Genomic DNA, 11,571 nt, shown 5'->3' on the forward strand with positions numbered 1-11,571 from the left:
CTTTATTTTACACAAAGAATAGTATATGTTTTTTTGCGTGCCAAGTCAAGAGTCAGTCTTTATTTAATGAAATCAGGTTAACTGCTGCTGAATACAATAATATCACAGGGGAAGGAATTGGGTTTCTGTGGGAGAAAGAATATAGAAAGCGCTTACAAACAAAAGGGGTGCATATCTATGAAGTCCAATTATTTTGAAACCAATGCCATACATGCGGGGTATGAGGACAGCGGACACGGGGGGAGTTTGGCTCCTCCGATCTATCAGACCTCTACTTTCGTATTTCCTGATGCAGAAACGGGTGAACGGAGATTTGCCGGGGAAGAAGCAGGGTATGTTTATTCCCGGCTGAAGAATCCGACCGTGGCCATGCTCGAGGAGAGAATGGCTGAACTTGAAGGAGGGGAGAGGGGGCTGGCATTCGCCTCCGGTATGGCGGCAGTTTCTGCTGTACTCCTCGGACTGTCAAAAACGGGGAACCATATTCTGTGTTCGGAAGGAATCTACGGCTGTACTTTCGGGCTTTTGCAGTACATGAAAGACCATCTGCAAATTGCGCATTCGCTCATTCCAATGGAGAATGAAGCTTCCTTAGAAGCCTCGATCCTGCCGGACACTTCATTGATTTACATTGAATCGCCGATCAATCCGACGATGAAACTCATTGATTTAGAAATGGTGGTCAGTGTTGCGAAAGAAAAGAATATTCCTGTGATTGTGGATAATACATTTTGTTCGCCATACTTGCAGCAGCCTTTGAAAATGGGCTGTGATATTGTCGTTCACAGTGCTACGAAATATCTCTGCGGCCATGGAGATGTAATCGGTGGAATTGCGGTAGGAAGACAGGACGTGATGCAGCATATCGCAATGACAGCACAGAAGGATATCGGCGGAATCATGTCGCCGTTTGAAGCGTGGCTGCTTTTAAGGGGCATCAAGACATTGCCTGTCAGAATGGACCGGCATTGTGATAACGCGGAACGAATCGCGGTATTATTGAAAAGGCATCCTGCCATAAAGGCTATCTTTTTCCCGGGAGATCCAGACTTCGCCCAGTACGAGGCAGGGGAAAAACAGATGAAAAAAGCAGGAGGGATGATCAGTTTTTTAATAAAAGGAGGAAAGCAAGAAGCTCAAGCGATGATGAACGCATTAAAGCTTGTCAAAATTGCTGTCAGCCTTGGGGACGCCGAAACGCTGATCCAGCATCCAGCGACCATGACCCATGCCGTAGTGCCGGAGGAGGAGAGAGAAAAGATGGGGATCAGCCAGAATCTTTTGCGTCTATCCGTTGGTCTTGAAGCGTGGCAGGATATTTGGGCTGATCTCGAGCAAGCCCTTCAGAGTGTTTATCAAACAGAAGACCACATCGTGAGATAAAAGGAACGGCCCGGATACAATCCGGAGCCGTTCTTTATTTAAATATGCTTGTTCAGTTCTTCGACAAATCGCTCGAGCCAAACTTTATCAATTTCATCAAACCTGTTTTTTTCAGGGCTGTCAATATCCAGAACGCCAAACAGCTGGCCTTCCTTGATGATGGGAACGACAATCTCTGATTGGGAGGCAGCATCACAGGCGATATGGCCTGGAAACTGGTGGACGTCCTCCACAACGATGGTCTTCTGCTCTTTCGCTGCTGTGCCACAGACTCCTTTTCCAAGCGGAATTCTCACACAGGCAGGCAATCCCTGAAATGGTCCTAGAACGAGCTGGTCTGACAGTTCTTCATATTCATAAAATCCTACCCAGTTAATGGTGGGGAGGAACTGGTTTAATAGCGCTGAGGCATTTGCCAGATTAGCGGTAATGCTGGTTTCGCCTTCTAAAAGGGCACGGAGCTGCTTGATGACCAGATCGTATCCTTCTTCGCGATTTTGACTGTAATTTTCGACTGTAAACATGAACATCCCCCTTTTTATGCTAGCCGTCTCTCACCATCTTATCAAAAATTGTAGAAGAATACAGCCGAACAGGTGTATTTGTCGAGCGATTATTAAAGGGGAATACCGGTTTTTCAGCGAAAAAAGAAGTATTAAGAAGGGTGGTGGATGCAGTATGTCAAAAGATCAGATGGCTACCAAAATAAAAATTGCCGAAGCTGCAATTGAGTTGTTTACTAACCAGGGGTATCAAGGCACCTCGGTCCGGCAGATCGCCAAAAGAGCCGGTGTAAATCTTGCACTTGTTTCCTATCATTTTGGAGGAAAGCAAGGCTTGCTTGAGGAATTGATTTCTTCTTTTTATGAAGGATATATCCGCAAAATCGAATTGGTTTATCATACGTCGACGGAGTATTCAATGAAAGATCAGCTTCTAACTCTCATTGAAAATGTCCTGCATTACCAGTTGAAGCAGCCTGATCTGTCACGCTTCGTCCATCGCGAAATGACACTTGATTCCACATTGGTGAGGGAAGTGATGACCACTTATCTCTCTAAAGAAAAATATTTTTATGACATGATTTTTGAGAAGGGCATGAAAAGAAAGGAGTTTCATAAACAGCCTGTCATGCTTCTGACCATGCAGCTTAGAAATCTTCTCATCATGCCTTTTCTTCATCCTTTATATATTTCCGAGGTCTTCTATACGGCTCCCCATGATCCTTTGTTTGTTACTCAATATGTGAGTTTCATCAATAAGTGGCTGGATCATTCGGTGTGTATCCCTCCAAAGAAGAATCCTATTCTTTCTGCAGTGCAGAATCCATTATTTTCTTTGCAGGGAAAGTGGAATGGATAAAAGATCTCGTTGTATCAGTTCCTCATAGCCTTTCCCCAATCCCTTTGCACTATGGGCATCCGATCCATAGACGAGAGGGATTTTCTGTTTAGCGGCCTCCCTGACTACCCAATGGGGAGGATAGGGCTCTTTGCAGAACGGTTTGAACAATCCTGCGCTGTTGTAGTCCAGTTCACATCCGTGTTTCTTGATTAATTCCAATATTGTCAGAATGTCCTTTTGAAAGGATCCTTCTGTTGGATAGAGCTTTTGAAATTTTTGGGCAAGCGTGATATGGCCGATTCTAATTGGTTTATATTTTCCTAAATCACATGTAATGGACTTTGCAAGTGTTTTATAATAAGCGCTGTAAACCTCTTCAGTACTGCCGAATGAACGAATCATTTCACCAAACATGCCCTCGCTGTAGTCAATGCAAAAATATTGGCTGTCCATCTTAAGGAAATGAACAGAAAGAATCGAGTCATCCAGCTTGGGACCAACTTCGTCTAAAAAATCTTTTGTCTCCTTCTCCCAGCCATCAATGTAGTCTACCTCTAATCCGATATTAATGGAGATTGCCTTACTGTAATATTGTTTTAATGCTGACAGCTCGTTTAAGTAAGCAGGGAGATTTCCCCTTTCCATCCCAGAGTCTTTTTCCGGTACAGGGTCGATGAACCCGGCAGGCAGGGGAGCATGCTCGGTAAACGTCATACCGGACATGCCGGAATCGATCGCTCTTTCTATATATAGAGAGAGGGGATCGGCTGTGCCATGGGGACAGAACGGGGTATGTACATGGCCATCATATAAAGTAGACATCATTAACCTCCTGAGTTGTGATATGGGATTCGTTAGCTTTGATATATATGGAAAAAAATTATGGTTTTTTTCATTTTTTTTAGTCAAAATTCGGTTTTACGTGTTATCATAAGAACATTGAGTCAGCTTTGGACAAGCGAAAAAGCATACGAAAACGCTGGATCTTTCAAAAAAATTGCACCATTTAATTATTACAATTAAAATTAAACAATTGTAACATCATTATTACATAGATTTTGCAGTTTTGCAGAAAGGAAGAAAGGGTGCTTCCTATGACATACATAATTGCCGCAGTAGTTGTTTTAATCGCTGTCGTTGTTTTTGGCTCCTTTTCACGCAAACGGATTTATAAGCAGATTGACCGACTGGAATCTTGGAAAATGGACATTATGAACCGTCCGCTGACAGAAGAAATTTCCAAGGTCAAAGGGCTTACGATGGTTGGCGAAACTGAAGAGAAATTTGAGTCATGGCGCAACGACTGGGACGAGATGGTCACGGTTGAACTACCAAATATGGAAGAGGCTCTCTTTGATGCCGAAGAGAGTGCAGACAAATACCGCTTCGGGAAGGCGAAAGGGATTCTTCATCATATTGAATCCCGCATGCAGGCCATGGAAGAACGGATTAAAGCCATATCATCTGAGATTGATGAACTGATTACAAGTGAAGAACTAAACAGGGAAGATATTATCGAAGCCAAGGAGCAATTCAGCGAGGCGAAAAAGTATTTTCTGACGCATTCCCGGTCTTTGGGAAAAACAGCGGTTCTGTTTGAAGGGGAGTTTACAGAAGTCAATGCAAAGTTCGTTCAGTTCGACGAATTGACCTCACAGGGCAACCACCTCGAAGCCCGAAAAATTCTTGTAGAAAGCATTGAAAAATTAAAAGAAGCCAGATCCAAGATGGAAGCTGTTCCAGAACTGCTTGTGATGCTATTATCTGATTTGCCTTCAAGTCTTAAAGATCTTCAGGATGGATTCTTTGATATGGAACAGCAGGGTTATGTCCTTAATCACATCGGGATCGATAAAGAAATCACAGCGATGAATGAGAACATTTCCAAATTGCTCGAGAAAGTGTACGCGCTTGAAATCGAAGAGACACAAAAAGGCATTGAACAATTAAATGCTGAAATCGATCAGTTATATGATCTGCTTGAAAATGAAGTGATCTCCAAGCAGTTTGTCATTAAAGAGAAGGAAGTGATCCTTCAATCACTGTCTGATTTACAGCTGGATATGGAAAAAATCCGTGCAGAAGCGGATATGGTAGCCCTCAGCTATCAGCTTGACCATTCAGATGTAGAGGTTCATAAGCGTCTGGAAAAATTGTTCACTAAGCTGCAAACAAGGTTCTCCATCATCGAAGAGTCGATCGCCGAAAAGAGGGACTCCTATTCCGTCATTCGAGAAATGATGGAGGAGATGGCCGTTCAGCTGGAAGACTTGAAAAGATCCAACCATGAGTACCAAGAGAAGCTGATCAGCTTAAGAAAAGATGAGCTGCAAACAAAGGAAAAGCTGAAGGAACTCCGAAGAAAGCTGCTTGAGGCAAGAAGAATGGTGCAGAAAAGCAACTTGCCAGGCCTGCCTGACCACTATCTGGTGACGATTGAAAAAGCTGAAAGCTATATTATAGAAGTTTCAAAACGTCTGGATGATAAACCGCTGGAAATTGCAGAGGTTACAGAAGTGCTGGAAAAAGCACTTGAAGCCGTAGAAGAAGGCTACAGGGAAACAGCTGAAATCATCGAAACAGCGCTTCTTGCAGAAAAACTTATTCAATATGGAAACCGGTACAGAAGCTCCCATTCCTCTGTTTCTGTACGGCTGATTGAAGCAGAAATTGCTTTCCGCAATTATCAATATGAAGAGGCACTTACCATTGCGGGTACGGCAATCGAGAGCGTGCAGCCAGGGATCCTAAAAGAAATGGAAATCAACTTAAAGCAAAAGATTTAAGGTGAAAGCTGGGACCTATGGTTCCAGCCTTTTTATTATGAAATATGCTGAGTACAGCAGCTGGGGAATGGCTGAAATTGTTTGTTAAGGATTTTCCATGCTCCAATTTAATTTAATTGTTTTATGGAAAGATAAAGAGAGGCCAGCAGTGTTTCAGCATAAAATACGATTTTTTCTTTTAATCGATTATGGTATTATAAAATGATGTGTAGAATAAGTGCGTTAGACGGAGGAGTCAACCATGATTTATTTTGACAATAGTGCAACAACGAAACCTTACAAAGAAGTTCTGGATGCTTTTGTTACTGTTTCACAGAATTATTTCGCCAATCCTTCCTCCATACATTCCAAAGGCGGAGAAACAGAAAGGTTAATATTCCAGGCTCGAAAAACCGCAGCAGGCCTGCTGAAAGTGAAACCAGCCGAAATCATATTTACTTCCGGAGGAACGGAAGGAAATAATACAGCAATAAAAGGAATAGCATTAAAGCATCAGGAGCGTGGAAAGCATCTCATCACCACTGAAGTGGAGCATGCCTCCTCCTATGAAACGGTTCATTATTTGGAGTCTCTGGGCTTTGAGGTCACATATCTTCCGGTAAACTCTTCTGGAGAAATTTCCTTGGAAGAACTGGAGAACAGCATTAGAAAAGATACGATTCTTGTCTCCCTGATCCATGTGAATAATGAAGTTGGCACGATTCAGCCGATCGTGGATGCAGGGAAGATCCTGAAAAATTTCCCTAAAGTATTTTTCCATGTGGACCATGTTCAGGGAATAGGGAAAGTACCGTTGCCATTCAAAGAGGCAGCCATTGACCTGTGTACAATGTCAGGACATAAATTCCATGGTTTAAAAGGCACAGGTATCCTTTACAAAAGAGAAGGTGTTACCCTTTCACCCCTCTTAACTGGAGGAGAGCAGGAAGTAAATGTGCGTGCCGGAACTGAAAATGTGGCGGGGATTGTTTCCATCGCGAAAGCACTGCGCATGACGTTTGATCGAATGGAACAAGGCATTAAAAGCATGGAGCTTGTGAAAAAGAGACTCATGGGTGAACTGTCTGTTATGGAGGGTATAACAATCAATACACCGGCCAATGCCGCTCCGCATATTATCAACTTTTCCATACATGGAGTGAAGCCGGAGGTGATGATCCATACGCTCGATCAAAAAGAGATTTATGTCTCCACCCGCTCTGCCTGTTCATCGAAACAGGCAGGTGCGAGCAGGATTCTGCTTGCTATGGGACTGGGGGAAAAGAAGGCGGGCACAGCGATTCGGGTCAGCCTGTCATTCGATAGTACACTCGATGAAGCTGAAGTTTTTCTAAAAGAATTAAAAAACGCAGTGGTTCAGCTGCAAACAGTAATGGGGTAAATAGAATGCAATATAATCACATTGTTATCCGTTTTGGGGAATTATCATTAAAAGGAAAAAACCGAAGACATTTTGAAAGCCAGTTAAGGGAAACAGTGCGCAAAAAGCTATCTGTATTCCCAAATGCGGCTGTTCTGAAATCCTATGACCGAATCCTTGTAGAAATCAATGGAGAAGACCATGAGAAGATGATCGCAAAGCTTCAGGAGGTTTTTGGAATTCATGCTATAAGTCTGGCGATCCGAACGGAGAGTGAAATTGAAGCAATCAAGGAAGCTGCATTGGCCGCTTTTCTTGAAAATGAAACCGCTCCAAAAACGTTCAAGGTTTCTGCACGCAGAAGCGATAAGCATTTTCCCATCGGTTCAATGGAACTCAACCGCCATGTTGGGGGATATATTTTAAGCCACACGGATAATGTTTCAGTCGATGTCCATCATCCCGATGTTGATGTCAAAGTAGAAGTAAAAGATAATGGTACGTTCATTAGTTGTAAAACTTATCCTGGTGCTGGAGGATTGCCGATTGGGGTGGGCGGGAAAGCGATACTGATGCTTTCCGGAGGAATTGACAGCCCAGTGGCCGGATATTTGACGATGAAACGCGGCGTGCGTTTGGAAGCTGTCCATTTTCACAGTCCGCCGTTTACAAGTGACCGCGCAAAACAGAAAGCAGAGGATTTAATGCAGGAATTAACACGTTTTGGCGGTAAGATGAAGCTTCATGTGGTTCATTTTACAAAAATCCAGCAGATCATCAAAGAAAAAATTCCTGCAGGCTACAGCATGACCATTATGAGGCGCATGATGCTTCGCATTACTGAACGTCTGGCAGAAGAAAGAAATGCGATGGCAATAGCAAATGGAGAAAACCTTGGACAGGTGGCAAGCCAGACAATGTACAGCATGCATACGATCAATGAAGTCACGAACCTTCCGATCATCCGTCCGGTAGTGACGATGGATAAGCTGGAGATCATTGATATATCACAGAAGATCGGAACTTATGATATTTCCATTCGTCCGTATGAGGACTGCTGCACCATTTTTGTGCCGGCCGCCCCTAAAACAAAACCAAAACGGGACAAAGCCAACCACTTTGAGCAAAACATCGACAACATGGAAGAGCTGATCGAAGAGGCTTTATCCACAATAGAAACCATTTCTTTTGAAGAACAAAAAGAATCAAAGGAATTTGAGGACTTATTTTAATATGTAAAACAGGAGCGGGCAGCAGCCCGCTCCTGTTTTATGTTTCATCAGTCTCAATTCGTAATGTTAAAAATATTAAAAGAATAAGGTATACTAGAGTTGAAGAATCAGGTTTGCAGCATACATATAGAGGAGGATTTTGGTAATGGACAATCTTTTGGAATTACAAGCACCGCCCATCTATAATGTAACAGAGGAAATGGAGCAATTCGCACACGATTCGTCTCGAAAAGCATTGATCTGGAAAGATGATCGAGGGGTCATCAAGGAAGTGACCTACAAAGATCTTTTCGAGGCATGCAACAAAACGGCAAATGCGCTTAAAAAGCTCGGCTTGTCTAAAGGGGACAGAACGCTTGTTGTGATGCCCCGAAAGATAGAAACGTATGTCGTATATCTGGCATGCCTGAAAGCCGGTATCGTCGTTATCCCATCTTCAGAGATGCTTCGGCCAAAGGATTTAAGCTATCGGATCAGCCACAGTGAAGCAAAGGCGGTTATTTCTGACCTTGCTTTTGTTGCCAGTATCGATGCCATCGAGGAAGATTTGCCTTCACTCCAACACAAACTATCTGTAGGCGGATGCTTGACCGGATGGTCGTCACTTGATGACTTATCCTTGAATGAAAGCGGTTTCTATGAAGGGGAGAGGACAGAAAAGGAGGATATGGCCTTTTTATCCTATACATCCGGAACGACAGGGCAGCCAAAAGGTGCTGTCCATACACACGGCTGGGCCTTTGCCCATTTAAGGACAGCTGCAAAAGGGTGGCTGGGCATAAAAGAAGGGGATAAAGTGTGGGCAACCGCAGGTCCTGGCTGGCAAAAGTGGATATGGAGCCCCTTTGTTTCGGTGTTAGGCTGTGGAGCAACCGGCTTTGTATATAGCGGAAAATTTGATCCTTCAACATACCTCCATTTATTGCAGGAACAAGAAATTTCTGTTCTGTGCTGTACACCGACCGAATATCGCCTGATGGCAAAAGCGGATGGTCTGGAAAAGTACTCGCTGCCTCATTTGCGCAGTGCGGTTTCTGCAGGCGAGCCGCTGAACCGTGAAGTGATCGATACATTTGTCCGCTGTTTCAATGTGACCGTTAGGGATGGCTATGGTCAAACGGAAAATACGCTTCTTGTCGGGATGATGGACGGAATGGAGCTTCGCCCGGGTTCCATGGGAAAACCGACACCAGGGAACCGAGTGGACATCATCAATGAGGATGGGGTGCCCGCCGGAATCGACGAGGTTGGGGATATCGCTGTGCATCAAAGTTCACCATCCCTTTTTAAAACCTATTATAAGGATCCGGAAAGAACGAAACGTGCGTTCCGGGGCGAGTATTACCTAACGGGTGACAAAGCGAAGAAAGACGCTGATGGATATTTCTGGTTTGAAGGCAGGAGCGATGATATTATTATCAGTTCAGGCTATACGATCGGACCATTCGAGGTGGAAGATGCGCTGGTTAAACACCCGGCTGTCAAAGAATGTGCGGTTGTAGCCAGCCCTGATGAGATCAGAGGCCATATCGTAAAAGCTTATGTGGTGCTGAAGGATGAGAAACTGCAGGTTGAGGAAGGCTTAATAAAGGATTTGCAGGAGCATGTGAAGTCATTAACCGCTCCATATAAATACCCCCGCCGTATAGAATTTGTTTCTGATCTGCCAAAAACGACATCCGGAAAAATACGTCGCATCGAACTGCGCCAAAAAGAAGTAAAAGGCAGTTAATAATGAGGGCAGGCAAAAAGGCCTGCCTTTTTATATTCGAAAATAGATGGTTCATTTCACTAGTTAAAGAGGTGTGGCATGGGAACTTTATATTGTAATGGCAACATATATACGCTTGTGCAAGAAGGTGAGACTGTAGAAGCGGTCTATGTGGAAGGAAAGACCATCACAGAGACAGGAACAGTACAGTCGCTGCTAAAAAAGTACGGAGATCAATTGGAATCTACCATTGATCTGGGTGGCGCTACGATGTTTCCAGGTTTTGTTGACAGCCATCTTCACATCATTGGACATGGAGAGAAACTGCTCAGACGGGATCTCTCTCATTTTACTTCAGCAGAAGAGATGGGGGGTTTTCTAAAAAGCGAAGCAGAAAAAGAATATCCAGGAAATTGGATCATTGGTGATGGATGGAATGAAAATAATTTTCTGGACAGAAAAATTTTTCATAGACTCGAGCTTGATGAGCTGGTTCCACAGCATCCTATGCTCCTTTCACGTGTGTGCCGCCATGCTTTTTTGGCAAACAGCAAAGCCTTGGAACTGGCAGGGATTACGAAAGAGACAGAAAATCCCCCGGGAGGCATTATCGTCCGTGATGAAAACGGCGAGGCAACAGGATACCTTTTAGACAGCGCTGCAGACCTCGTTAAAAAGGCTGTGCCCACAGTAACCGAAGAATACATATCGAATGCATTGGCTGCATCTGTTCATGATCTGATCTCGCTGGGGCTTACCGGGGGACATACTGAAGACTTGGGGTATTATGGGGGGTTTGAGAAAACAGCATCCGCATTCAAGGAAGTGCTGAATGGAGATTCTGTAAAATTCAAGGCCCATCTGCTTGTTCATCATAGTGTGGCCAGTGATTATCGCCAGTCCAATTTTTCAAAAAATGAATCTCCGTATATTGAGTTTGGAGCTATGAAAATCTTCAGTGATGGCGCATTCGGAGGCCGAACCGCACTATTAAGCAGACCCTACAATGATGCGCCGGATATATCAGGAGTAGCCATCCATCAGCCCGAGGAGTTAAAGGATCTCGTAAAAAAAGCAAGAACACTTAACATGGCTGTCGCTGTTCATACGATAGGAGATTTATCTTTAGAGTATACCCTGGAAGCGATCCGTTCCCATCCCGCCGTAACCGAAGAGCGGGACAGAATCATTCATGCGGGGCTCGTCCGGCCGGATCTGATTGAGCAGATGAAGCAGCTTCCGATCGTCATTGACATCCAGCCAAGCTTTGTTCCTTCTGATTTTCCATGGCTCATCGAACGGTTAGGCCTGGAACGTATTCCTTATGCTCTGGCTTGGAAGACTTTATTGGACCATGGCCTCCATTGTGCAGGAGGATCAGATGCTCCGATCGAGGCGGTAAATCCATTAGAGGGCATCTATGCGGCAGTTACTAGAAGAAAACCGGGTGAAACCCATGAAGGCTATCAGAAAGAAGAAAAGCTCACAGCCTACCAAGCCGTTGAGCTCTATACAAAAGGAGGTGCCTACGCGATCAATAAAGAGCATTCAAGAGGAAGGATTGAAGCTGGATTTGATGCAGATTTTACGGTGCTGGACAAGGATATCCTTACTGGTGGCCCGGAACTCATTCTCGAAGCAAAAGTCCTTTACACGATCATCGATAATTCCATTCAGTACAGAGCTTTTCATCGCTAAAATATAAACAGACAAAAAAGCCCGCAGAAACTGCGGGCTTTCAGAACGTCGACAAAC

At 44.1% G+C, this 11,571-nt stretch carries 9 protein-coding genes; 7 read left to right on the forward strand and 2 right to left on the reverse strand.

Annotated elements, in window-relative coordinates:
- The first annotated feature begins 171 nt into the window (after positions 1-171).
- Complete coding sequence (gene megL / locus ABHN01_RS21705; RefSeq protein ID WP_429877258.1) at positions 172-1,383, forward strand: methionine gamma-lyase; 1,212 nt, start codon at positions 172-174, stop codon at positions 1,381-1,383.
- A gap of 38 nt (positions 1,384-1,421) precedes the next feature.
- Here the strand turns inward: megL and ABHN01_RS21710 are convergent, their stop codons facing one another.
- Entirely contained in the window at positions 1,422-1,907 is a 486-nt protein-coding gene (locus tag ABHN01_RS21710; protein WP_429877249.1) for a GAF domain-containing protein, read from the reverse strand.
- Positions 1,908-2,061: 154 nt separating this feature from the next.
- Between ABHN01_RS21710 and refZ the strand changes: the two genes are divergently transcribed.
- Entirely contained in the window at positions 2,062-2,745 is a 684-nt protein-coding gene (gene refZ / locus ABHN01_RS21715) for a forespore capture DNA-binding protein RefZ (RefSeq protein ID WP_429877250.1), read from the forward strand.
- Here the strand turns inward: refZ and hisJ are convergent.
- A complete protein-coding gene (gene hisJ, locus ABHN01_RS21720) occupies positions 2,713-3,549 on the reverse strand; it encodes a histidinol-phosphatase HisJ (protein WP_429877251.1) in 837 nt (278 codons plus the stop codon). The two genes, refZ and hisJ, sit on opposite strands and share 33 nt — an antisense overlap.
- A gap of 272 nt (positions 3,550-3,821) precedes the next feature.
- On the opposite strand from hisJ, the gene ezrA reads away from it, so the two are divergent.
- From ezrA to ABHN01_RS21745, 5 genes are all read left to right on the forward strand, one after another.
- Positions 3,822-5,513 (forward strand): septation ring formation regulator EzrA, encoded by a 1,692-nt coding sequence (gene ezrA, locus ABHN01_RS21725; RefSeq protein WP_429877252.1) that lies wholly within the window; start codon positions 3,822-3,824, stop codon positions 5,511-5,513.
- Positions 5,514-5,754: 241 nt separating this feature from the next.
- Positions 5,755-6,894, forward strand: a complete 1,140-nt coding sequence (locus ABHN01_RS21730) for a cysteine desulfurase family protein (RefSeq protein WP_429877253.1) — start codon at positions 5,755-5,757, stop codon at positions 6,892-6,894.
- Between the two features lie 5 nt (positions 6,895-6,899).
- A complete protein-coding gene (thiI, locus tag ABHN01_RS21735) occupies positions 6,900-8,105 on the forward strand; it encodes a tRNA uracil 4-sulfurtransferase ThiI (protein ID WP_429877254.1) in 1,206 nt (401 codons plus the stop codon).
- A gap of 145 nt (positions 8,106-8,250) precedes the next feature.
- Entirely contained in the window at positions 8,251-9,837 is a 1,587-nt protein-coding gene (gene mbcS / locus ABHN01_RS21740) for an acyl-CoA synthetase MbcS (protein WP_429877255.1), read from the forward strand.
- 78 nt (positions 9,838-9,915) lie between these two features.
- On the forward strand, positions 9,916-11,514 hold the full coding sequence (locus tag ABHN01_RS21745) for an amidohydrolase (protein ID WP_429877256.1): 1,599 nt from the start codon (positions 9,916-9,918) through the stop codon (positions 11,512-11,514).
- Positions 11,515-11,571: the final 57 nt, after the last annotated feature.

This window comes from Fictibacillus sp. NRS-1165 (assembly GCF_050468105.1).
GTDB lineage: Bacteria > Bacillota > Bacilli > Bacillales > Fictibacillaceae > Fictibacillus_C > Fictibacillus_C terrinigri.